The following is a 21760-nucleotide window of genomic DNA, read 5'->3' as shown; positions in this document are numbered from 1 at the left end:
GTGGGAGGAGGGTGAGAAGTGTCCGGCGGCGCCGCCGGGGCGCTGCCCTGAGCGCAGAGGAGGTGGATCGTGTACGCGCGTTCCACCACGATCAATGCCGCCCCGGCGTCGATCGACGCCGGAATCGCGCAGGTGCGCGACGAGGTGATGCCCATGCTGACGGGGATGGACGGCTGTATCGGCCTGTCCATGATCGTCGACCGTGAGTCCGGCCGCTGTATCACCACCAGCGCCTGGCAGTCGGAGGAGGCGATGCGGGCCACGGATGAAGCACTGCGACCGGTCCGGGACAGGATCGCAGCGGTGCTCGGCGGCAGCCCGATGGTGCAGGAGTGGGAGATCGCCGTACTGCACCGTGATCACCGTTCGGCCGCCGGCGCGTGTGTCCGGGCGACCTGGGTGAAGGTCGATCCTGCGAACCTCGACCGGTCGATCGACGTCTACAAGCTCGCGTCGCTGCCGAGGCTCGAGGACCTGGCCGGCTTCTGCAGCGCGAGCCTGCTGGTCGACCGGGCGTCCGGCCGCGCGGTCTCGTCGGTCACCTACGACAGCCAGGAGACGCTGGACGGCAGCCGGGAAGCGGCGGCCTCGATGCGTGCCTCGACCGCCAAGGACGCCGGCGCCGAGATGCTGGACTTCGGCGAGTTCGAACTCGCCATCGCCCATTTAAGGGTCCCTGAGCTGACCTGACCTGGCGTTCGGAAGCGCCAGCGCCGCGATCGAGGCGGCGGCCGTGATCGCGACCGCCGCCCAGAACGCGGCCGGGAACGATCCGCGCTGCAGGATCACCGCGAGTACGGCGATCCCGAGCGAACCGCCGATCTGCTGCAGGATCCGGGTCCCTGTCGTCGCGGCGGCGTACTGCGACTTCGGCAAGGTCGCGTACGTCGCCGTGATCGACGGGAGCAACGACGCGGTCAGCCCGACACCACGGACCAGCAGAGCAACCGCGAGCAACGCGACCGGCGTACCCGATCCGGCGATCGCGAACGGGATCGTGCCGGCCACCGCGAGGGCGAGACCGACGAGCATGATCGTCCGGGTCGCGCCGGTCCGGTCGAGGATCCGGCCGACGCAGATCGTCCCGATCATCGCGCCGATGCCCTGCGGCGCCAGCAGCAGACCGGCCTCGAGCGGGGTCGCCGCGCGGGTCTGCTGGTAGTACAGAGGCAGCAGGAACATCGCTCCGAACAGCGAGCCTCCGAAGATGAACACGAGCGCAGCACACGCGCTGAACGACCGGTCCCGGAACAGCCGGAGGTCGAGCAACGGCGTCACCGTCCGCACCGCGTGCACGCCGTACCCGAGCAGCAGGACGATCCCCGCGATCAGCCCGGTCGTCGCGGCAGCGGAGAGGTGACCGATCCCGCCGTACGACGTCAGGCCGTAGATGAGGATCGCGAGTCCGGGGGAGAGGAGTGCCAGCCCGCGGAGGTCGAGCGGCGGCCGGGTCTCGGCCGGGCCTCCGGTGACGAGTCCGCGGGACAGGACGAGTGCGGCCACGATGACCGGAACGTTGACCAGGAACGCCCATCGCCAGTCGAACGCGCCGATGATCAGGCCGCCGAGCACCGGTCCGACGACCGGAGCGAGCTGGGTCGGGACGATGACGAAGCTCATCACCCGGCCGAGCTTGTCCTGACCCGCCTGCTCGGCCAGGACGATCCGGAGCAACGGGAGCAGCATCCCGCCGCCGAGCCCCTGGATCACCCGGAAGGCGATCAGCGCGCCGGCCGACCACGCGACCGCGCACAGGACCGAACCGAGCAGGAAACCGGTCAGGCAGAGCCGCCACACCCAGCGCGTGCCGAACCGCGCGACGGCCCAGCCGGTCAACGGGAGCATCGCGGTCAGCGCGAGCAGGTACGCCGTGGTGACCCATTGGATCGTGGCGAGCGGAGAGCCGAACTCGCGGGCCAGGCGGTCGATCGCGACGCTGACGATGGTGGTGTCGAGCAGCGTGGCCGCCGAACCGATCGACAGCACCAGCGCGAGGCGGATCAGCCGGGGTTCCAGCCGAGTCTCGGTGACGGGCATGGGTGAAGTCTCCTAATTAGACTTGACGGTTCAGTCTTGTTTGAGGCTAAATTAGACTGAACCGTCTAGTCAAGTAAGGTGGCTGTATGACGGATGAGCGCACGGTCGGCCCGGGACGGCCGCCGGTACGGAAGAAGTCGCCGGCCAAGCGGTCGGCGATCCTTGCCGCGGCGACCGCGATGTTCTTCGAGCATGGCTACGAGCGGACCAGCGTCGACGCGATCGCCGCGTCCGCGGGCGTCGGGAAGCAGACCGTCTACGGCCACTTCGGGGACAAGGAAGGCCTGTTCCTCGCTGTGGTCGAGGCGGTGCGAGAGGCTCAGGAGGCGGCGGTCGAACCGGGGATGCCGGATACCGGCGACCCGCTGGCCGACCTGACCGCGGTGGGCGAGTTGATCCTCGACGGTGTCCTGTCACCGTCGATCTCGGCGCTGCACCGCCTGACGATCGCCGAGCTGCCACACCATCCGGAGTTGCAGCGGATGTGGCGGGACGAAACGGCCAGGCCCGGGCGCGACGACCTGATCGCGGCGTACCTGCGGTCCTGTGACGCCAAGGGCCTGCTCAAGGTCCCGGATCCCGAGCTGGTGACTCGGCAGCTGACGTTCCTGGTCGTCACCGAGGGTCGGGTGGCGACGCTGCAGGGCACCGAGCCGCTGCGCGCGGACGATCGGCATCGCATCGCCGCCCAGGCTGCCGATCTGATCGTGCGGGCGTGCCGTCCCTAGGCTGAGTGGCCGAAAGTTGCGCTGAACGCCTCCTGGAAGAGGTCGGCCAGGTCGGGTTCGCCGTCGTCGGCGGCCCAGCGGAGCAAGGCGGTATGGGTCACGCCCAGTACGGCGCTTGCGGCGGCGCGGGCGCCGTACTCGAGGGTGGGATCGTCGGCGCAGATCGCGCTGACGAACGCCTCTTGGAGGCGGAATTGGCTGTCCAGGTGTCGCGCCTGGAGTGCCGGGGTCGAGATCATCAGCCGGAGTCTGGCGAGGAGCAGGTCGTGCTCGTTCGTGGCGGCCAGGTCGAGGATGGTCAGGACGGTACGGCCGATGCGGTCGGTGAGTGATCCCGTCGCGGGGAGCTCGGTGAGCGTGGTCGCGGTCAGCTGGTCGAAGTCGTCGTACAGGACCAGGTCTTCCTTCGTGGGGAAGTTCCGGTAGACCGTCATCGCCGAGACGCCGGCCGCGTCGGCGACGTCGTTCACCGTGGTCGCGTCGTACCCGCGGTCGGTGAAGAGGCGGAGCGCCTGCCGCTGGATGCGTTGCCGGGTGTCGGCGCGCTGGCGGTCCCTCAAGTTCATGTGGTAGATACTAACAACATGATAGTTTCTAACATGAACGGCAAGGTCGCGTTGGTGACGGGCGCCTCCCGGGGCATCGGGCGGGCTATCGCGGAGCGGTTGGCCGCGGCGGGGGCGGAGGTAGCCGTGCACTACCACCAGGACAAGGCCGGTGCGGAGGAGACGCTCGAGCGGATCGGCGGTCGCGGGGTTCGTGATCGGGGCCGAGCTCGGTGTTTCAGGGGATGTGGAGGGGGTGGTGCGGCAGTTGGCGGCTGGGTTGGATGGCCGGCGGCTGGATGTGCTCGTGAACAACGCGGCGACGTCGCCGACGGGTCCGATCGGTACGGACACGGAGGCAGCGTTCGACCGGTTGATGGCGGTCAACGTGCGGGCACCGTACTTCCTGATCCAGCGGTTGCTGCCGGTGCTGTCCGACGACGGCCGGATCGTGTCGATCTCGTCGGTCGCGACCCGGATGGCGAACCCGGCGCAGACCTCGTTCGCGATGACCAAGGGCGCGCTGGAGACGATGACCCTCAGCTTGGCGCAGGAGCTGGGCGCACGGGGCATCACCGTGAACGCCGTCGCGCCCGGTGCGACCCGGACCGAGGCGAACGGGGCGATCTTCGAGACGCCCGGCCTGTCGGAGCTGATCGTCGCGCAGACGGCGCTCGGGCGGTTGGGGAGCGCCGACGATGTCGCGGAGGTGGTCGCGTTCCTCGCCTCACCGGCGGCGCGGTGGATCACCGGACAGGTCGTGGACGCGTCCGGTGGTCTGCACCTCGGGGTCGGCTAGGGGGTCGACTCGGGCGTCGACTCGGTGTCGAGGAAGAGTTGTACGTCGGGATGCGTGCGCAGCGCCGTACCGGGGTGATCGGGGCCGATCGGCTGCGTGAGGGTGTCGTGGACGGCTTGGCGCTTGACTGATCCGGGGACCGAACCGATCAGCGCGTGCGCGTTCAGCAGGCGGGGGATGGTCACGGTGATCGCGTGGGTCGGTACGTCGGCCAGGGTCGGGAAATTGCCCTCGTCGACCTGCTGCCGGCGGCTGGTCTCGTCGAGCGCGACGCGTTTCACGGCGTCCGGGTCATTGAAGTCGGCGGGCGGGTCGTTGAAGGCGAGGTGGCCGTTGACACCCAGGCCGAACAGGACCAGGTCGAACGGGTCGTCGCTCATCAGCTCGGCGTAGGCGTCCGGGCCGTCGTCGGGGGCAAGCGGGTGGAACGTTGCCTGCGGCACCTTGTCGAGGAAGTTCCGGCGCAGCCAGTTGCGGAACGACTGCGGCGCCTCCGGCAACAGGGCGACGTACTCGTCCATGTGGAAGCACTCGACCCGGCTCCAGTCGAGGTCCGGCTCGGCGGCGAGCGCGGCCAGGGTGGCTGTCTGGCTCGGCGCGGCGGCCAGCATGACGCGCGCTCGCCCGGTCGTTGCGATCGCCTTCCGTAGCCGCTCGGCCGCTGCGGCGCTCGCAGCGCGCCCGAGCTCGGTGCGGTCGGAGCAGGTGACGACTCGCGGCGCATGCTCAACAGTCATGGGGAAAGGCTCGCACACGATTCGGGTCTGTGAACAAGCGATGGTGTCGGGGCACAGGCAATAGCTTGTTCACCGACACCGGCGGGTGTGCTCTGACCCGGGGGTTAACCCCCGGTTGGGTTGGTGGGCTGACTGGAGTGTGCGGGGTTGTCCGCGCAAATAGCTTCGTGGCTATGACGAATCAGGTGTTGCTGGGTGCGGTGCAGGAGCCGACGGGTGGGGTGGCTGGGTGGGCGATCGATCTGATGGAGCGGTTGGGGCCGGCGGGGGCAGGGCTTGCGGTGGCGCTGGAGAATCTGTTTCCGCCATTGCCGAGTGAGGTGATCCTGCCGCTGGCCGGGTTCGCGGCGGCGCGCGGTGACTTCGGGCTGGTTGCCGCGATCGTGTTCACCACGCTCGGGTCGATCGTGGGTGCGCTCGCGTTGTACGGCGTGGGCGCGGTGCTCGGGCGGGACCGGACGCGGGCGCTCGCCGGGAAGCTGCCACTGGTGAAGCTGCGGGACGTCGACAAGGCCGAGGGCTGGTTCGAACGGCACGGTGCGAAGGCAGTACTGATCGGGCGGCTGGTCCCGGTGGTACGCAGCCTGATCTCGGTGCCGGCCGGGGTCGAGCGGATGCCGGTCGCGCTGTTCCTCCCGCTGACGGCCGTCGGGAGCCTGGTGTGGAACTCGGTGCTGATCCTGGCCGGCTACCAGCTCGGCGAGCGGTGGCATCTGGTGGAGTCGTCGGTCGGGGTGTTCCAGAAGCTCGTGATCGCCGCCGCGGTGGGCGCGGTCGGGTGGTTCGTCGTGGTGCAGATCCGGGCCCGGCGTTCGGATTCTGAGAAAGTCCAGTAAGCGGCTCGACTTTGACTACGCTCGAGGGAGTTGCCGTCGAGGTTTCAGGAGATGGGTCAGATGCCGTCAGTCGCGTTCGAGTCGCAGGTCGTGCCCCAGGGTGCGCAAGAGCCGCCGGTCTGGCCGCAGTCGGTGGTCACGCTGGTGGGCAATCCGCGGGCCGGTTCGCGGACAGCGGCCGCTGCGGCGTCCGTCGCGGAGCTGCTTGCCTCTGAGCTCGGTACGCCGTACCGGATCGACGAACTGATCGATCTGGTGACGATCGCCCCGGCCATCTTCCAGGGTGAGCAGGCCGGAGTCGAGGCGCAGGCGGCGCTTGAGAGCGCGATCGATCTGGTGTCGTCGGCGTCGGTGATCGTCGTCGCGACTCCGGTCTACAAGGGCAGCTACACCGGGTTGCTCAAGAGCTTCCTCGACGTACTGCGACCTTCCGCGTTGGCGGGTTCCGTGGTCGTGCCGGTGACGGTGTCGGCGGCGCCGAGCCACAAGTTGCTGGCCGATCAGCACATCCGTCCGGTGCTGGCCGAGCTCGGCGCGAGCGTCCCGGTGCCCGGGGTGATCCTGGAGGAGCGCGACCTCGAGGATTTGCAGGTCGTGCTGTCCGGTTGGATCCGCGACAACGCCGGCATCGTCCAGGCCACCACCATCGCCCTCCAGCCAGTCGCCGAACCCACGCCTGCCCGATAGCGCAAACCCCGCGCACACCTGGCGGTCCGCGACCTACTGTCACCCCATGGGAGACCGGGAGCGGGTCGAGCGGAATCGGGATGCGTGGGACTTGCGGGCTGTTGCGCATGTGTCGTCGGGGTTCTACGACGTCGACGGGTTTCGGGCGGGGCGTAGTTCGCTGCGGGTGTTCGAGGTCGAGGCGTTGGGGAACGTGCGCGGGAAGCGGCTGCTGCACCTGATGTGTCACTTCGGGTTGGACACGTTGTCGTGGGCGCGATTGGGCGCCGACGTCACCGGCGTGGACTTCTCCGGCGAGGCGGTTGGCGCCGCGCAAGCGTTGGCCGCCGAGGTCGGGCTGCCCGCACAGTTCGTGCAGGCGGACGTGTACGACGTGGCCGACGTACTGGAGCCCGCGTCGTACGACGTGGTGGTGGCGACGTACGGCGTCCTGGTGTGGCTACCGGACCTCGATAGGTTCGCCCGGGTGGTGGCGCGGATGCTGCGACCGGGCGGCGTGGTGTTCCTCGCGGAGTTCCACCCGCTGCAATCGATGGTCGACGGGGAACTCCGGGTGCGTACGTCGTACTTCCGGGAAGGCGCCGCCGATCGCACGGTCCGAACCAGCTACACCGGCCAGGAGCTGCAGGAGCACGTACAAAGCACCTGGCCGTGGACGGTCAGCGGCCTCGTCAACGCGCTGGCCGGAGCCGGTCTGCGAGTGGAACGCCTCGACGAGCTCCCAGTAGACCTACGCCGGCGAAGCCCGGAAATGATCCAGGACTCCAACGGTTTCTGGCACCTACCAGGCGACCTTCTGCCGCTCCTACTGACCTGTCGGGCTGTCAAAGACTGACTTGAAGCGAGCGGTCAGGTCGTCGACCCAGGCTGTTGGGGTTCGATGATCCGGGAGCGGTACGCCGGCTTCGCTCCGCCACAGGGCGTCGCCGAGCGTGGTGCGCAGGTGCCAGGCCATGACCCGCTCGGGAGACAGGCGGCGGCCGGAGATCTGTTGGTAGTGATGGATGGTCGCCTGCATGAGTTCGACGCCCGGCCCGGTCCCCGGGAAAGCGCGGAGGTCGTACTCGGGGTCGGCCGTGCCGACTGTTTCGAAGTCGATCACCACGCGGAGTTCATCGCCCTGCCAGACCTGGTTGCCGCCGTGGAAGTCGCCGTGCGCCAGTACAGCCGGTGCCGGCGAGGCGAGGACGTCGTCGGCCCAGTCGCACCAACGCATCACCGACTCGACCTGATCCGGGCGGACCCACCGCCCGAAGCCGGCGCGGATCGTCTGCGTGGTCGCGGGCGGCAGCAGTACGGGCTGAAGGCCGCCGATGACCCGGTCGACCCGCTCGAAGGTCGCCGGGTGGTGCAGGCCGGCCAGAAAGAGCGCGAGCTGCCGGCCGGCGTGATCCCGGTCGATCGAGTCGATGATGTCGAACAACGCCGTACCAGGAACGCGCTTGGTCACGAGCAGCACCGGATCGGTGCTGCTGGCAACCACCTCCGGGAGGAACGGGACGCCAGGCTCGTTCGCAAGTGCCGCCAGCACGTCGATCTCGTGCGCAACCCGGAGCGCTGCGGATCGCGACCACGCGAACTTCGCGACGTACTGCTCCCCGACCATCGCGCTGGCGGCCCACCACTGCGGATCTTCCTCGTTCAGTGTCTCCCGGACGACGATCTCGTGCCCGCTCAACTCCGGAGCAACCGCTCGCAGGGCGTCAGCGACCGCGTTCGGAGACTTCTCGGCCGACCACCTCATCCGTCCATCCCATCACGAGGACGGCTTTCCGGAAGAAAGTTTGCGTTGGGTGGCAAGAATCTTCCGGAAAGCCGCACGAACTCAGTCCGAGTAGGTCGGTTGGGTGGGGGAGTGGCGGAGGGCGGTGGTTGCCGGGATGAGGGTTGAGGCGAAGGTCAGGAGAGCTGCGGCGCCTACGACTACGAGGTAGATCCAGATCGGGCCTGTCGGGAGGGCGTCGTTGGAGACCTTCGCGGAGAAGGGGAGCAGGCAGGCCAGGGCGACGGCGGTGCCTAGGGTGACGCCGGTGAGCGTGACCAGGGTGCTTTCGGTGGTCAGCATGCGGAGCACCTGGAAGCGGGTCGAGCCGGTCAGTCGTTGGAGGGCGAACTCGCGACGGCGGCGCAGTGTGGTGGACACGAGGGTGTTGACGACCGAGACCCCGGTGTAGGCGATCAACATGCCGACGAGCATGTAGTTGATCCACGCCTGTGTCTGCAGGTCCTCGACGTTCGAGGCGACCAGCGTGCTGCGGTCCGCGACCTGGACGCCCGGGTGGGCGGCAGCGAGCTTGGCCAAATCCGGCCGTACGTCGGCACCCGGTGCGGCTCGTACCAAGATCTGCTTGGTCAACCCGTCCGTCGTGTGCGCCGCGACCAGCGACGCAGGCAGGATGATCGTCTCGTACCCGCGCTCAGCCGCAAACGTCGCGACCACCCGCAGCTTCACCGTGGTCCCGTCGCCCAACGTCATCGTGATCTCGGACCCGACGCCACGACCGGTCTTGGTCGCCATGTACTCCGGAACCGCCGCGGTCGACCCGGTGAGGCCGGCGAGCGATCCGCTCGTCAACCGAACCGGCGCCGTACCGTTCGCGCCCTGCGCATCCACGCCGATCACCGGCGCGCCCTCCTCATCGAACGGAGCGTTACGAGGCTCATCGACCGCGGCCATGCTGCGTACGAAGGCCGAAGCACTCGTCACGCCAGGCACCTCCCGAACCTGCGAGAGAACCGTCGGCGAGAGACCGGCATCCGACACCAGTACGGCGTCCGCACGCAGATCCCGCGTGAACGCCTCCGAGGATGCGTGCACCTGCGTGGTCTGCATGTACAAGTTGGCGGTCGAGATGCCGACGGCAAGCATCACCGGCATCGCCGCGGCCGACAGCGCCACCGAACGCGCCGACAGGTTGCGGATCGCTAGCCGGCCGTTCACGCGGGTCAGCGCCTGAACCGGCCAACGCCAGATCCCCAGCACCGCCTTGGTCCAGAACGGCCCGAGAACCGCGACACCGATCGCCCAGCAGAGGATGGACGGACCCGCGGTCGAGGCGGCGAGCGGCCCGGACATCACCGTCGCCGTGACGATCAGCAACGCCATCCCGCCACCGAGGAACAGCAGCCCGAACAGCAACCGGATCCAGCTGAACCACTTCCGCTGCAACGACGCTTCGACCAGCGCCTCGACCGGCTTGATCTTCGCCGACTTCCGCGCCGCGATCAGTCCCGCGCCGATCGCCGCGAGGACCGCCGCGCCGGCTCCGGCCGCGAACGGGATCCACCCCTGCGAGAACTCGATCACCGGCGAGGCGACGCCGTGCGAACTGAGCTGATCGAAGAGGAACCGGCCGAGGAAGATCCCCGGCAGGCATCCGAGTGCGACAGCCGGCAGCGAGACCATGAGCGCCTCGCCGAGGATCATCCGCCGTACCTGACCGGGCGTCGTGCCGATCCCGCGGAGCAGGGCGAACTCACGTTCCCGGTGCTGCGCCGCGAGCGCCAGCGTGGACGCGACCACGAACATCATCGTCATCGTCGCGATCCCGCCGAACGAGCCGGCGATCGCGATCAACGCCGTACGGTGTGATTCGGCGTCGGGGTGTTCCGCGAGGCCGCGGTCGACACCGGCGCGGACAGCCAGGTTCCCGTCGACTTCTTCCAACCGGTCCTTGACGGCGTCGAGGTCGGTGCCAGGAGCAACTTGTACCCCGACGTCGGCGAAGCGGGCCGGGTTGCTGACGAATTGCGCTGCGTCGTGGTCGGAGAAGAAGGCGTGGCTGGATGCGGTCGGGGCGAGTCCGCTGATCGTGAAGGTCTTCGGCTCACCGTTGATCAGGAGCGTGAGGCGCTCGCCGACCTTCCCGGACGAGACGACGACCTGACCGGAACGTGGTGCGTGCCCGGAACTGAGCTGATAGGGGGCGAGGGCGGCACTCGACCAGTTGTGGCCCTCAGCAACATCGTGTCCGACGGCGGTGAAGGTGTAGTCGCCGACGGCGGACGAAACGCCTTGTACAGAACGGATCTTGGCCAACAGCTCAACCGGTACGCCGACGCGTTCCGTCAGCGGGGTGGGGTCCTCGACGCCGGGGCGGTGGTGTGACTGGTTACCGGTCACGACCAGTGAGGTCGCGGCCAGGCGTTCGGGCTCCACGTTGGAGCGGATGCCGGTTTCCATCAGGCCGCCGCAGGCCATGACGATCGCCGTACCGAAGACGACCGCGATGAACGTGGCGATGAATCCGCTCTTGCGATGGCGCAAGGTGCGGAGGGCGAGGCGCATCATCCCGCCACCGCCTGCAGGGCCGAGCGCGCGCCGAGGTGGGTCATCCGGTCGGCGACCGCTTCGGCGGTCGGGGCGGTCAGGCTGCCGGCGAGCGCGCCGTCGGCGAGGAAGACCACCTGGTCGGCGTACGACGCGGCGACCGGGTCGTGGGTGACCATGACGACCGTCTGGCCCTGGGTCCGCACCGGCTCGCGCAGAAGTTCGAGGACGTCGGCAGCGGTCTGGGTGTCGAGCGCGCCGGTCGGCTCGTCGGCGAAGATCACGGCCGGCCGCGCGACGAGCGCGCGGGCGATCGCGACCCGCTGCTGCTGGCCGCCGGACAGTTCGCCGGGGCGATGCTTGGCCCTGTCGGCGAGACCCACCCGCTCCAGCACCTGGCGTACGGCGGCCTTGTTCACGCGGCGCCCGTCGAGTTCCTGCGGCAGGCAGACGTTCTGCCAGACGGTCAACGCGGGCAGCAGGTTGAAGGACTGGAACACGAAGCCGATCCGCTCCCGCCGGAGCTCGGTCAGCCTGCGCTCGCTCAGTCCGGCGAGCGGCTGGCCGTCGATGGAGACGCTGCCGGACGTCGGCCGGTCGAGCCCCGCGGCACAGTGCAGAAAGGTGCTCTTGCCCGATCCGGACGGACCCATCACCGCGGTGAAGGTGCCGGGGGCGAACTTCATCGAGATCCCGTCGAGGGCGGTGACGGCGTTCCCGCCACGGCCGTAGACCCGTCGTACCTCCTGCAGGACGACCGAGTACCCGGTCCCGTCGACTGCTTCCTGCGTCCGTTTCTTCATGCCGCCGACGCTACGGAGCAGCGGCGTACGAACCCATGGTGCTGAACCACCGTACGGGGTGGGTAAAACCCCACCACCTAGGGGCGGAACAGCGCCCGGAGGCCGGCGGTGTAGGTGGCGCGGGTGACGTCGCCGATGATGAGCCGCTGGAGGACGAAGCCCGGGATCAGGCCGAACAGGACCTGGGCGACGTGGCGGGGATCGACGTCGGCGTCGATCGTGCCGTCGGCCTGGGCACGGCGGGCGACGTCCTCGAACCGGTCGCGCAGCTGCGTGTACTTGCCGCAGGCGGTGGTCATGATCGCCGGGTTGCGCAACGCCTCGGCCCAGGCCTGGACGGCGACCCGGGTGACATCGCCTTCGGGCCGTTCCGCGACCGCGACCACGTGATCGAGCGCGGTTTCCAGAGCCAGCAGGGGAGTCAGCGGCTCCTCGGTGGCGAGGATCTTCTGGAAGACCTCGTCCACGGTGCTGAGCGCGTCCTCGGCGATCGCGGCGACGATCTCTTCCTTGCTCTTGAAGTACCCGTAGACGGCGCCGGCGGACAGCCCGGACACACGGATCACGTCCGCCATCGTGGTTTTGTGGAAGCCCTCCTCGAGCACACAGGTGCGGGCCGCCGCGACGATCTGCGCGCGGCGGGCCAGGCGGTGTTCCTCGGTGACCTTGGGCACTCTCGCAACATAAAACGAATGTCCGTTCTTGACAAGTCGCCGAGCCGTTGCCAGGCTCGTCCTTATAAAGAACGATCATTCGGTTTACTGCCCGAGGGAGTACCACCATGACCACTGAGGCGCACGCGGCCGAACGTCGCCGGCCACCGCTGATCGCCGTCATCACGCTGCTGACCGCGGTCCTCACGGTGTTCCTGATCGCCTTCGCGTGGCCGTCCGCGCGCTCCGAACCGCGGAACGTCCCGCTCGCGGTGTCCGGCCCGACGCCGGCGGTCGCCCAGATCGAGGCCGCGCTCGAGCAGGCGATGCCCGGTGGCTTCGAGATCACCGCCGTACTGGATCGGCAGGCGGCCGTGCAGCGGATCGAGGACCGGGACGCGTACGGCGCGATCGTGCTGGACGCGGCGCAGCCCGAAGTACTGACCGCCTCCGCGGGCGGGCCGGCCATCGCGCAGATCCTGACGCAGTTGTCCGCCCGGATGTCCCCTGAGAACCCGGCGAAGGTGACGGACATCGTGCCGCTGCCGAAGGACGATCCGCGCGGTGCGGGTCTCGCTGCCGGCGCCTTGCCGCTCGTGCTCGGCGGGATCATTGCCGCGGCTGCGCTCACCCAGCTGGTGCGATCCGGTGCGAAGCGGATGATCGGCGCGGTCACGTTCGCGATCACCGGCGGGCTCGCGCTGGCCGCCGTACTGCAGTACTGGCTCGGCTCGTTCGAGGGCAGCTACCTGGGCAACGCGGGCGTGATCGCGATGTCGATCGGGGCGATCAGTCTCACCCTGCTCGGCCTCGAGTGGCTGCTCGGTACGGCGGGACTCGCGCTAGGCGGCGCGACGATGATGCTGCTCGGAAACCCGCTCTCCGGGATGACGAGTGCGCCCGAGATGCTGCCGAGCGGGTGGGGCACGCTGGGTCAGCTCCTGCCGCCCGGAGCAGCCGGTACGGCGTTGCGCTCGGTGAGCTTCTTCGACGGCGCCGGCGCTGCCCGGCCACTCGTCGTACTCGCGTGCTGGTTACTCGCGGGAGTGGTGCTCTGCGGGCTCGGCGCACTGCGCTTGCGGGGACGCGCCGTACCGGCTCGTCACGAGGCGTCCGCCGTCGCCGCCTGACAAAGTGGGGGTATGACAACGCGGTGACCGGATCGTTACGTTCCGGTCACCGCGTTACCGCGTACCTGCCGCGACAACGTTGTCTGTCAAGCATTGACTTCCGCCGATAGAGGCTCCTACGGTCGCGGGAAAGCCCGCAGGCTTGGGTCGTAGTACCGGCATGACAACGATTGCCCGAAGGTGGACCTGAATGATGTCTAGGAAACGTTTCAAAGTAGCCGCCGTGGCCAGCGCGCTGCTGCTGGCGGTCACGGCCTGCAGCCAGGGGTCGACGACCAAGCAGCCGGACGCCGGCAGCTCGCAGAGCTCCGGTCCCGCGCACATCAAGATCGCGTACCAGCAGTGGGGCCCGGGCGTCGTGATGAAGAACTTCCTCACCGGCGTGAAGGCCGAGTACGAAGCCGCGAACCCCGGCTCGACGGTCGAGATCCTGCCGATCGTTGCCTCGGAGAACGACTACTACACCAAGCTGCAGCTGATGATGCGGTCGCCCAACACCGCACCGGACGTGGTCTACGAGGACACCTTCCTGATCAACTCCGACATCACCGCGGGGTACCTGAAGCCGCTCGACGACTACATCAACAAGTGGGACCAGTGGAGTCAGTTCGAGGACACCGCCAAGGGCGCGGCGAAGGCGCTCGACGGCAAGACGTACGGCGTCCCGGACGGCACCGACACCCGCGCGCTCTGGTACAACAAGCAGCTGTTCGCGAAGGCCGGCCTGCCGGAGGACTGGCAGCCGAAGACCTGGGACGACGTGCTCAGCGCGGCCCGGACGATCAAGCAGAAGCTCCCCGGTGTCATCCCGCTGAACGTGTACTCGGGCAAGCCGATGGGTGAGGCGTCCGCGATGCAGGGCTTCGAGATGCTGCTCTACGGCACGAAGGACACGCTGTACAACAACGACCAGCAGAAGTGGGTCGTCGGCAGCCAGGGCTTCAAGGACTCGCTGAACTTCATCAAGACCATCTACAGCGAGGGCCTCGCGCCGTCGCCGAAGCAGGCGCTCGACCCGAACATGGGCAGCAAGGTCGGCACCGAGTTGCTCCCCGGCGGCAAGCTGGCGATCGACCTCGACGGCTCGTGGATCTACGGCAACTGGCAGAAGACCGGTGCGAAGCCGTGGCCGCAGTGGAGCACGGTGCTCGGCCAGACCGCGATGCCGACCCAGGACGGCAGCGGCAAGGGAAAGGTCAGCCTTTCCGGCGGCTGGACCTGGGCGATCCCGGCCAAGTCCAAGAACCCGGACGCGGCCTGGAACCTGATCAAGACCCTGCAGACCCAGAAGAACGCGACCAAGTACGCCACCGACGGCGCGCAGATCGCGGTCCGCAAGGACGTCGCGGCCGACGCCACGTACAAGAACTCGGCCAAGAGCACGCAGTTCTTCACCGACCTGGTGTCGGTGACCGTGTACCGCCCGGCGTTCGCGGAGTACCCGAAGGTGTCGAACGAGATCATCACCGCGATGGAGGCCGTGATGACCGGGCAGTCGCCTCCGGACAAGGCGGCGAAGAACTACGACGAGGCAGTCGAAGGCATCGTCGGCAAGGACAAGACGACTTCGGGCCAGTAGCCGAACTGACGAAGGAACCTTGCCTGTGACGACGACTGTCGCCCCCACGGCCTCCACTCCCGCGCCCTCCGGCAAGACGTCCGGAGGGAGCGGGAAGCCGAGGGCCGCCAAGCTGGTCCGGATGCTGCCGCTGTCGCCGGCCATCGGACTGATGCTGGTCTTCCTGGCCGGCCCGATCCTCTACTGCGTGTACGCCGCGTTCACGAACATGGCGCTCACCGGCACCGGCGCGGCGAACGTGAAGTTCGTCGGGCTGGACAACTTCCGCAAGGCGTTCTCCAGCGGTGCGTTCACGAACGCGATCTGGCTGACGCTGGTGTTCACGCTGATCTCCGCGATCATCGGCCAGAACACGCTCGGCCTCGGCCTGGCGCTGCTGATGCGCAGGTCCACGAAGGTCGTCCGGAACTTCGTCGGTACGGCGGTGATCGGCGCGTGGGTGCTGCCCGAGGTGGTTGCCGCGTACCTGCTGAGCGCGTTCTTCAACGACGACGGCACGCTGAACGTGATGCTGCACGCGGTCGGCCTGCCCGGTCAGGACTGGTTGTACGCGGCACCGATCATCGCGGTCTCGCTGGCCAACATCTGGCGCGGTACGGCGTTCTCGATGCTGGTGTACTCGGCCGCCCTGAGCGAGATTCCCAAGGAGATCGAGGAATCCGCCGAGATGGACGGCGCGGGCGGCTGGCGGCGGCTGCTGTTCGTGACGCTGCCGATGATCACCCGCGCGATCATGACCAACCTGATGCTGATCACGCTGCAGACGCTGAGCGTGTTCGGCCTGATCTTCGCGATGACCCGCGGCGGCCCGGGAACCAAGAGCCAGACGTTGCCGCTGTACATGTACGAGCAGGCGTTCAGCTTCTCCCAGATCGGCTACGGCACCGCGATCGCCCTGGTGATGCTGGCGATCGGCGCGGTCTTCTCGCTGATCTACCTGCGTGGACTGAACTCGGAGGCAGCGTGATCGCCCGCGACAAGATGAGCAAGCTCGCATCGAACCTGGTGCTGCTGGCCATCGGCGTACTGTTCGTGCTTCCGCTGCTGTGGGTGTTGTTCGCGTCGATCAACCGGACCGCGGGGCTGCGGGTCGAGTTCCCGACGCATCCGACGCTCGGGAACTTCAAGGCGGTGCTGAACACCGACACGACGTACCGGCCGGTGCTGAACGGCATCGTGCTGTGCGGCGGGGCCGCGTTGCTGACGATAGTGTGTGCGGTGCTGGCGGCGTACCCGTTGTCGCGATTCCGGACGCGGTTCAACCGGCCGTTCCTGCTCACCGTGCTGTTCTGCACCGGGCTGCCGATCACCGCGGTGATGGTGCCGGTGTACGGGTTGTTCGTGCAGCTGAACCTGGTCGACACGCTCGGCGGCACGATCATGTTCATGGCGACTTCGGCGTTGCCCTTTGCGATCTGGCTGACGAAGACGTTCATGGACGGCGTACCGATCTCGCTCGAGGAAGCGGCCTGGGTCGACGGCGCCGGGAACATGCGCGCGCTGCGGGCGATCGTGCTGCCGTTGATGTGGCCGGGGATCGCGGTCGTGCTGATCTTCACCTTCATCGGCATGTGGGGGAACTTCTTCGTCCCGTTCATGCTGCTGCTGTCCCCGGAGCGGTTGCCGGCGTCGGTCAGCATCTTCACGTTCTTCGGCCAGTACGGCGAACCGAACTACGGGCAGCTGGCGGCGTACTCCCTCATCTACACCACCCCCGTACTCCTCCTCTACCTCCTCCTCAGCCGCAAACTAGGCGGCGCCTTCGCACTGGGCGGCGCCATCAAGGGCTGATCCACAAGCACAACAGCCGCCGCAAACGGACACCGCTTCGCGGCGGCTGTTCTGTTGGCCGGCTTCGCCCGGCGTGCGCGGATCGTGCTGGGTGGTGAACGTCTTCCGCCGCTTGGTTGCTCGGCTGGGCACGGGATTGGATATCCCCTCGTGTTGGGGGTTCTCCCCTGGCACACCAGCAGAGAACCCCCAAGACGGAGGGATATCCGTTCTTGTGCCGGTCCGTGTGTCGACAAGCCAGGCCGGCGAGGGGGCGAAGGGCGGTGGGGTCGTGGCGGGTCGCCGGTGGCAGGCCAAGGCGAGGGCGGGTGCGCGGCGGGTACGGGGCGGGTACGGGGCGACGGCGGAGACCGGTGCCGCTCCGGCCGAGGAGGCTGTCGCATAGGTTGCTGAGTCGTGGGGATTGGTTGGGAAACGGGACCCGTATCCACGACTCGTGGTCTTGGGGGCTCGCCGAATGCCACGACTCGGCGGTGGGTGGGGCGGGCGGGGCCGCGTCAGTGGGTGGTGAGGGTGGTGTGGGTTTGGTGCCAGAACTTTAGTTTTTCGGGGAAGGGGGTTTCCCATTGGAAGTCTGGGACGCCCTGGGTGAAGCGGGAGAGGGCCAGCGGGGCCAGAGTGGCGGCGTACCCCGGGGCGGCTTCTGTTACTACGGCCAGGCGGATGATGAAGGTTGCCAGGCGGGTCAGGCGGGAGTGGTCGGGGGTTGTTTCCAGCTCCTTCAATTGGCCGCGGAGCTGTTTGATGGTGCGGAGCGCCGTGCGGTGTTCGCCGCGGCCTGATGGCTGGTCGAGTTCGTCGGCTGGGATGCCCAGGAGTTCCGCGACTTCGGCTGACGGCTCTGCGGCAGGGGTTGACTTGCCGAACAGGCGGGGCTTGTCGGACTGGAGGCGGTCAGCGATCTCGTCCAGGAGTGTGTCGAGGCAGTGGACAAGCTCGGGTACGGCCTTGTCAGCCGTCCTGCGGCGGTTCGAGTCCAGTGCGGCGACGCGTGCGTGCTCCGCCTCGATCGTGGTGCGCAGTGACTCCGGCCAGTCCTCGAGACCGGTCAGCTGCTCCTGACGGGGCGCCGACGCGTTGAGCGCGCTGGGATCGAGCGGCTTGGCGCCGGAGCGAGCCGCGTCGATCTCCTCGCCGATCTTCTTCTGAGGTCCCGGAACGATTGAGCTCACACGCCCACCCTACGCATTTGGTGGGTGGGCGTCCGAGATTCAGGGTTCGCGACCGAGATCCGATGCACAAACCCAGCATCTCGGACGCCCACCCACCAAAGGTCGACCGCCAAAGGTCAGGCGTCCAGGCGGCGGAGGTTCCACACCGACGGGACCACAAGCGTGATGAGCGTGATCAGGACGAACAGTGCGGCGCCGTACAGTTCGACGGCTTTGGCGCTGATCGCAACGGCGACGTACCCGACGGTGAGCTGGCCGACGGGGCCGGCGATGAAGGAGCCGAGCATGTCGTACGACGACACGCGCGACAGCTTGTCGATGGGGACGTGCTGGCCGAGTGCGGTCTCCCAGCTGATTCCGAAGATGTCGAAACCGACCCCGAGGAGGAACGCCGCGATCGCCATCGCCCAGAGCTCGGGCAGCAGGGCCAGGCACAACATCACCGGGACCGTGAGCAGCATGCCGAGCATCCCGGTGCGGAGCGGGCGGCTTGGTTTGAGGCGGAGCATGATGAGGCCGCTCGTGATGAGTCCGGCGCCGAAGCAGGCACTGACCAATCCCCAGCCGGCCCGGCCGAACGTGCGGTCCGCGATCACCGGGCCGAGGACCTGGTAGCAGGCCGTGTAGATCAGGTTGAGCAGCGCGAACGCGAGCACGATCACCCAGACCCACTGCCGGGACGCGAACTCCGTCCAGCCCTCCCGCAGGTCGGTCAGCACCGAGCTCGCCACCCGCTCGATCCGCGGGATCGTCAGGCGGGACATCAACAGCGCACCGATCAGGAACGTGACGCCGTCCACCGCGAGCCCGACCCCCGGGCCGGTCAGCCCGACGATCACACCCGCGACCGCGCCGCCGCCGATCATCGCCGCCGAGCGCGCGAACCCGGCGATCGCATTGGCCTGGGGGAGTTCGGCGCGGTCCACGATCGACGGCAGGATCCCGGTCATCGCGGGCATCACGAACGCGGCCGCCACCCCGTTCACCGCTTCGATCGCCGCGAGCTGCCAGATTGTCGCGTGCCCGGTGAGGACGAGCGTCGCGGCCAGCCCTTGGGTGAGTCCGCTGATCGTGTTGGCCGCGACCAGCACCAGGTGCCGGGGCAGCCGGTCGGCGATCACGCCGCCGATCAGCAGAAACACGATGTTCGGGATGCTCCGTGCCGCCAGCACCGTCCCGACCGCACTGGCCGAATGCGACACGTCCAGTACGGCGAACACCAACGCGACCGGCGCGATCGCCGAGCCGAGGATCGAGATGAACCGAGCGGAGACGAAGACGCGGACATCTCGATGCCGCAGTACGGCGAGGTCCTGCCGCCAAGTCACCGCATCCCCCTCACCGCCCGACGAACCAGCCGATCCTACGGTCTCCCGCGGGTCTCACGCGGAGGAATATCCGGCCTGTCTGCCAGCCGCATACTCAGCTCGACCTCCCATTTCGTCTTGCGGGGCTCGGTGCGGGGATCGGTGCGATAGGCCTCGTATCGACAGCCGAAGACGTCGCCGGCCGCGATCTCGTGCCGGTCGAGGGTCAGCCCTTCGTCGGCAACCCAGTCGAGCAGCGCGCGGTTCGCCCGGAGCGAATGATTGCGGTACGTCAGCGTCGCGTATTGTCCGGCGGGCAGCGTGCTGGGCCGCACCCGCTGGTCGCCGGGCAGGGCGGTCGGTGTCATGACGCCGACCTCCAGATCCATCGGCCCGCTCATGTCGATCACGTGCAATCGGAGAAAGAACGGGCCGGCGTCGTCGATGCCCGCAGCGGCTACCCAGGCGATGAGCTCGTCCAGCAGCTCGTTCCGCTTCCCCAGCATGCCGCGGAACGGCGTCACCACTCGGATCCCGAGACAGCTCCGAGCGTCGTACCGGACGACCCGGGTCGGCTCCACCACGACCATAGGCCCAGAGCATTCCACAACCGGCGCTGTTCGGTGGGCGGGCGGAGAGTTTCTGTGCGTGGGGGATCGGCGTACGGTCGGTAGTTGTGAGGGGGCGTCTGAGCGGTTTTTGGGCGGCACGGGGAAGCGTGGCACTAGCTTTGCTCGTTGCCGGGATGGCTGCGGCGGCGGTCGCGGTGGGGCGGTGGGAGCGCGAGTTCGGGTACCAGAGCCCGGCGGCGTACCTCGTGCTCGAGACGGTGAACGCGTGCGTCGCGCTGCTGCTCGCGTACCTGGTCTACGGACGATTCCGGCGTACGAACACCTGGCAGGATCTTCTGCTGCTGCAGGGACTGGTGGTTCTCGGTACGGCGAACGCGCTGGTGAGCGTCACGCTCGCCAAGAACGAGCCGGTCGGCGCATTCGGCAACTGGCTGCCGCCGGCGCTGCGGATCGTCGGCACGCTGCTGATCGCCGGAGCGGCCCTCGTCCCGGACCGCCAGGCACGTCGGCGCGGCTGGCGGCACTGGGCGTTGGCGCCGGTCATCGCGGTGATGCTCGTGATCGGCGCGATCCTGTACTGGCGGAAGGGTTCGCTGCCGGCGTTCTCCACCACGGATGCACCCCTGGTCCCGGCGCTCGTAACGCTCACCTGCTTCGCGGTGGCTGCGGTCGGGTTCACGATGCAGGCCCGCAGCCGGGACGACGTACTGCTGCGTTGGCTCGGTCCCGCCTGCGCGGTCGGTGCGTTCGCGCGGCTGAACTACCTGGTCTTTCCACCGGCGCGCGAGAACTGGCTCTACTCCGGCACCGTGCTGCGCACCGCGTCGTACCTCCTGCTGCTCGTCGCTGCGGGCCGCGAGATCAGCCGGCACTGGGCGCTGCAGGCGGAGGCCGCGGTGGTCGAGGACCGGCGACGGCTCGCTCGCGAGATGCACGACGGCGTACTGCAGGAGCTCGGCTACATCCGCTCCGAGATCTCGGCCTTCACCGACGACGATCGCCCTCGGGTCGACCGGATCCTCGGCGCCAGCGACCGCGCGCTGGACGAGGCGCGGCAGCTGCTGGAGGCCCTGGGGCGGTCGGACGACGAGCCCCTCGGTCTCGTGCTGCACCGGGCGGTCGAGCAATTGGCGAAGCGGTACGGCGTGACGCTGGATCTCGAGCTCGACGAGTCGATCGTGGTCGACCGCGCGCAGCGGCACTCGCTTGTCCGAATCGCCCGGGAAGCCGTCCTGAACGCAGTCCGGCATGGCAAGGTGGATCGGGTCAGGGTCGAGCTGGTCCGTGACGGCGAGGGGAGCAGGCTGCGGATCTCCGACGACGGGTCCGGGTTCGACCCGGGGGAATCGCGGACCGGGTTCGGGTTGGTCAGCATGCGGGAGCGTGCGGAGACGCTGCCCGGGACCTTCGAGCTCACCTCGCGGCCGGACGAGGGGACGACGGTGGTGGTCAGGTGGTGAACGCGGAACCGAGCCGGGTGGTGATCGCGGACGACCACCCGCAGCTCCGGGCGCACATCCGGCAGGCCCTGGAGGCGGGCGGTTTCGAGGTCTGCGCCGAGGCGGGGAACGGGCCGCAGGCCGTCCGGTACGCCGAGGAACACCGGCCGGACGTCGTACTGCTCGACATCCACATGCCCGGCGGCGGGATCCGGGCGGCCGCGGAGCTGTCGCGGCTGCTGCCGGAGATCGCGATCGTGATGCTCACCGTGTCGCGCGACGACAACGACCTGTTCGACTCGCTCCGCGCGGGGGCCTCCGGTTATCTGCTGAAGGACACCGATCCCGGCCGGTTGCCCGCGGCGTTGCGCGGCGTGCTGTCGGGTGAAGCGGCGATCCCGCGGTCGCTGGTCGCGCGCATCCTCGACGAGTTCCGGGAACCGGGGCGCCGGCGTACGGTCCGCCGGACGAAGGCGGCCCTGCTGACGTCGCGCGAGTGGGAGGTGATGGGGCTGCTCGGCGAAGGTCTCACGACCGAGGAAGTCGCCAAACGCTTGTTCCTGTCCCCAACGACGGTCCGCGTCCACATCTCGTCCGTACTGCGCAAACTCCGGGTCAAGGACCGCCAGTCCGCCATCGACGTCCTGAAGGACGACCGCTGAGAGTGCCGACCGT

The 21760-nt window shown here is 68.4% G+C and carries 22 protein-coding genes and 1 pseudogene; 13 read left to right on the top strand and 10 right to left on the bottom strand.

Annotation, left to right across the window (positions count from 1 at the left end):
* The first annotated feature begins 69 nt into the window (after positions 1–69).
* Entirely contained in the window at positions 70–690 is a 621-nt protein-coding gene (locus ACLJOO_RS01075; RefSeq protein WP_410784853.1) for an antibiotic biosynthesis monooxygenase family protein, read from the top strand.
* On the opposite strand, the gene ACLJOO_RS01070 is transcribed toward ACLJOO_RS01075, so the two are convergent.
* Positions 667–2037 carry a DHA2 family efflux MFS transporter permease subunit gene (locus ACLJOO_RS01070; protein ID WP_410784852.1) on the bottom strand — a complete coding sequence of 457 codons (1371 nt, stop codon included), beginning with the start codon at positions 2035–2037 and terminating at the stop codon, positions 667–669. The two genes, ACLJOO_RS01075 and ACLJOO_RS01070, sit on opposite strands and share 24 nt — an antisense overlap.
* A gap of 86 nt (positions 2038–2123) precedes the next feature.
* Between ACLJOO_RS01070 and ACLJOO_RS01065 the strand changes: the two genes are divergently transcribed.
* Positions 2124–2765 carry a TetR/AcrR family transcriptional regulator gene (locus ACLJOO_RS01065; protein WP_410784851.1) on the top strand — a complete coding sequence of 214 codons (642 nt, stop codon included), beginning with the start codon at positions 2124–2126 and terminating at the stop codon, positions 2763–2765.
* Here ACLJOO_RS01065 and ACLJOO_RS01060 read toward each other — a convergent pair.
* On the bottom strand, positions 2762–3331 hold the full coding sequence (locus ACLJOO_RS01060; protein ID WP_410784850.1) for a TetR/AcrR family transcriptional regulator: 570 nt from the start codon (positions 3329–3331) through the stop codon (positions 2762–2764). The genes ACLJOO_RS01065 and ACLJOO_RS01060 overlap by 4 nt on opposite strands.
* Positions 3332–3349: 18 nt before the next feature.
* On the opposite strand from ACLJOO_RS01060, the pseudogene ACLJOO_RS01055 reads away from it, so the two are divergent.
* Both ACLJOO_RS01055 and ACLJOO_RS01050 read left to right on the top strand, forming a co-directional pair.
* Positions 3350–3457: pseudogene (locus ACLJOO_RS01055) on the top strand (SDR family NAD(P)-dependent oxidoreductase); the annotation flags it as partial.
* Between the two features lie 25 nt (positions 3458–3482).
* Positions 3483–4109 (top strand): SDR family NAD(P)-dependent oxidoreductase, encoded by a 627-nt coding sequence (locus tag ACLJOO_RS01050; RefSeq protein ID WP_410784849.1) that lies wholly within the window; start codon positions 3483–3485, stop codon positions 4107–4109.
* Here ACLJOO_RS01050 and ACLJOO_RS01045 read toward each other — a convergent pair.
* Positions 4106–4846, bottom strand: a complete 741-nt coding sequence (locus ACLJOO_RS01045) for a 6-phosphogluconolactonase (RefSeq protein ID WP_410784848.1) — start codon at positions 4844–4846, stop codon at positions 4106–4108. The genes ACLJOO_RS01050 and ACLJOO_RS01045 overlap by 4 nt on opposite strands.
* A gap of 173 nt (positions 4847–5019) precedes the next feature.
* Between ACLJOO_RS01045 and ACLJOO_RS01040 the strand changes: the two genes are divergently transcribed.
* The 3 genes from ACLJOO_RS01040 to ACLJOO_RS01030 are packed head-to-tail and all read left to right on the top strand — an operon-like array spanning position 5020 to position 7204.
* Positions 5020–5682 (top strand): DedA family protein, encoded by a 663-nt coding sequence (locus ACLJOO_RS01040; protein WP_410784847.1) that lies wholly within the window; start codon positions 5020–5022, stop codon positions 5680–5682.
* Positions 5683–5742: 60 nt separating this feature from the next.
* Positions 5743–6369: an NADPH-dependent FMN reductase gene (locus ACLJOO_RS01035; protein ID WP_410784846.1), complete on the top strand. Its 627-nt coding sequence runs from the start codon at positions 5743–5745 to the stop codon at positions 6367–6369.
* 46 nt (positions 6370–6415) lie between these two features.
* Positions 6416–7204, top strand: coding sequence for a class I SAM-dependent methyltransferase (locus tag ACLJOO_RS01030; protein ID WP_410784845.1), 789 nt, complete (start codon positions 6416–6418; stop codon positions 7202–7204).
* Here the strand turns inward: ACLJOO_RS01030 and ACLJOO_RS01025 are convergent.
* The 4 genes from ACLJOO_RS01025 to ACLJOO_RS01010 form a co-directional block, all read right to left on the bottom strand.
* Positions 7175–8113, bottom strand: a complete 939-nt coding sequence (locus tag ACLJOO_RS01025; RefSeq protein ID WP_410784844.1) for a phosphotransferase family protein — start codon at positions 8111–8113, stop codon at positions 7175–7177. The two genes, ACLJOO_RS01030 and ACLJOO_RS01025, sit on opposite strands and share 30 nt — an antisense overlap.
* Positions 8114–8194: 81 nt before the next feature.
* A complete protein-coding gene (locus ACLJOO_RS01020; RefSeq protein WP_410784843.1) occupies positions 8195–10660 on the bottom strand; it encodes an ABC transporter permease in 2466 nt (821 codons plus the stop codon).
* Positions 10657–11442 carry an ABC transporter ATP-binding protein gene (locus tag ACLJOO_RS01015; RefSeq protein ID WP_410784842.1) on the bottom strand — a complete coding sequence of 262 codons (786 nt, stop codon included), beginning with the start codon at positions 11440–11442 and terminating at the stop codon, positions 10657–10659. Before ACLJOO_RS01015 ends, ACLJOO_RS01020 begins: the two co-directional genes overlap by 4 nt.
* 77 nt (positions 11443–11519) lie before the next feature.
* Positions 11520–12116, bottom strand: coding sequence for a TetR/AcrR family transcriptional regulator (locus tag ACLJOO_RS01010; protein WP_410784841.1), 597 nt, complete (start codon positions 12114–12116; stop codon positions 11520–11522).
* Positions 12117–12223: 107 nt separating this feature from the next.
* On the opposite strand from ACLJOO_RS01010, the gene ACLJOO_RS01005 reads away from it, so the two are divergent.
* The 4 genes from ACLJOO_RS01005 to ACLJOO_RS00990 all read left to right on the top strand — a co-directional run bounded on the left by ACLJOO_RS01005 (position 12224) and on the right by ACLJOO_RS00990 (position 16595).
* Complete coding sequence (locus ACLJOO_RS01005; RefSeq protein ID WP_410784840.1) at positions 12224–13225, top strand: hypothetical protein; 1002 nt, start codon at positions 12224–12226, stop codon at positions 13223–13225.
* A 223-nt stretch (positions 13226–13448) separates the two neighbouring features.
* Positions 13449–14804, top strand: coding sequence for an extracellular solute-binding protein (locus ACLJOO_RS01000; protein ID WP_410784839.1), 1356 nt, complete (start codon positions 13449–13451; stop codon positions 14802–14804).
* Positions 14805–14829: 25 nt separating this feature from the next.
* A complete protein-coding gene (locus ACLJOO_RS00995; RefSeq protein ID WP_410784838.1) occupies positions 14830–15771 on the top strand; it encodes a carbohydrate ABC transporter permease in 942 nt (313 codons plus the stop codon).
* The gene (locus tag ACLJOO_RS00990; protein ID WP_410784837.1) at positions 15768–16595 is read left to right on the top strand and encodes a carbohydrate ABC transporter permease; all 828 of its coding nucleotides are present in this window, start codon (positions 15768–15770) and stop codon (positions 16593–16595) included. The genes ACLJOO_RS00995 and ACLJOO_RS00990 overlap by 4 nt, the downstream gene beginning before the upstream one ends.
* Before the next feature lie 497 nt (positions 16596–17092).
* Here the strand turns inward: ACLJOO_RS00990 and ACLJOO_RS00985 are convergent, their stop codons facing one another.
* The 3 genes from ACLJOO_RS00985 to ACLJOO_RS00975 all read right to left on the bottom strand — a co-directional run bounded on the left by ACLJOO_RS00985 (position 17093) and on the right by ACLJOO_RS00975 (position 19664).
* A complete protein-coding gene (locus ACLJOO_RS00985; protein WP_410784836.1) occupies positions 17093–17767 on the bottom strand; it encodes a hypothetical protein in 675 nt (224 codons plus the stop codon).
* A 116-nt stretch (positions 17768–17883) separates the two neighbouring features.
* Positions 17884–19095, bottom strand: coding sequence for an MFS transporter (locus ACLJOO_RS00980; RefSeq protein ID WP_410784835.1), 1212 nt, complete (start codon positions 19093–19095; stop codon positions 17884–17886).
* A 35-nt stretch (positions 19096–19130) separates the two neighbouring features.
* Positions 19131–19664, bottom strand: coding sequence for a hypothetical protein (locus ACLJOO_RS00975; protein WP_410784834.1), 534 nt, complete (start codon positions 19662–19664; stop codon positions 19131–19133).
* Positions 19665–19792: 128 nt separating this feature from the next.
* Between ACLJOO_RS00975 and ACLJOO_RS00970 the strand changes: the two genes are divergently transcribed.
* Together ACLJOO_RS00970 and ACLJOO_RS00965 are read left to right on the top strand one after the other, a co-directional pair.
* The gene (locus ACLJOO_RS00970) at positions 19793–21106 is read left to right on the top strand and encodes a sensor histidine kinase (protein WP_410784833.1); all 1314 of its coding nucleotides are present in this window, start codon (positions 19793–19795) and stop codon (positions 21104–21106) included.
* Positions 21100–21747: a response regulator gene (locus tag ACLJOO_RS00965; protein WP_410784832.1), complete on the top strand. Its 648-nt coding sequence runs from the start codon at positions 21100–21102 to the stop codon at positions 21745–21747. The genes ACLJOO_RS00970 and ACLJOO_RS00965 overlap by 7 nt, the downstream gene beginning before the upstream one ends.
* Positions 21748–21760 lie beyond the last annotated feature (13 nt).

This window comes from Kribbella sp. C-35 (assembly GCF_046549195.1).
Lineage (GTDB): Bacteria > Actinomycetota > Actinomycetes > Propionibacteriales > Kribbellaceae > Kribbella.
The sequence above is the reverse complement of the archived record's forward strand: the minus strand, read 5'-3'. Positions and strand labels throughout refer to the sequence as shown.

Bases quoted from the DNA above. Each gene is read 5' to 3' on its own strand.
- ACLJOO_RS01070 (WP_410784852.1), bottom strand. From the start codon at position 2,037: ATGCCCGTCACCGAGACTCGGCTGGAACCCCGGCTGATCCGCCTCGCG.
- ACLJOO_RS01065 (WP_410784851.1), top strand. From the start codon at position 2,124: ATGACGGATGAGCGCACGGTCGGCCCGGGACGGCCGCCGGTACGGAAG.
- ACLJOO_RS01060 (WP_410784850.1), bottom strand. From the start codon at position 3,331: ATGAACTTGAGGGACCGCCAGCGCGCCGACACCCGGCAACGCATCCAG.
- ACLJOO_RS01045 (WP_410784848.1), bottom strand. From the start codon at position 4,846: ATGACTGTTGAGCATGCGCCGCGAGTCGTCACCTGCTCCGACCGCACC.
- ACLJOO_RS01040 (WP_410784847.1), top strand. From the start codon at position 5,020: ATGACGAATCAGGTGTTGCTGGGTGCGGTGCAGGAGCCGACGGGTGGG.
- ACLJOO_RS01035 (WP_410784846.1), top strand. From the start codon at position 5,743: ATGCCGTCAGTCGCGTTCGAGTCGCAGGTCGTGCCCCAGGGTGCGCAA.
- ACLJOO_RS01030 (WP_410784845.1), top strand. From the start codon at position 6,416: ATGGGAGACCGGGAGCGGGTCGAGCGGAATCGGGATGCGTGGGACTTG.
- ACLJOO_RS01025 (WP_410784844.1), bottom strand. From the start codon at position 8,113: ATGAGGTGGTCGGCCGAGAAGTCTCCGAACGCGGTCGCTGACGCCCTG.
- ACLJOO_RS01020 (WP_410784843.1), bottom strand. From the start codon at position 10,660: ATGATGCGCCTCGCCCTCCGCACCTTGCGCCATCGCAAGAGCGGATTC.
- ACLJOO_RS01015 (WP_410784842.1), bottom strand. From the start codon at position 11,442: ATGAAGAAACGGACGCAGGAAGCAGTCGACGGGACCGGGTACTCGGTC.
- ACLJOO_RS01005 (WP_410784840.1), top strand. From the start codon at position 12,224: ATGACCACTGAGGCGCACGCGGCCGAACGTCGCCGGCCACCGCTGATC.
- ACLJOO_RS00975 (WP_410784834.1), bottom strand. From the start codon at position 19,664: ATGGTCGTGGTGGAGCCGACCCGGGTCGTCCGGTACGACGCTCGGAGC.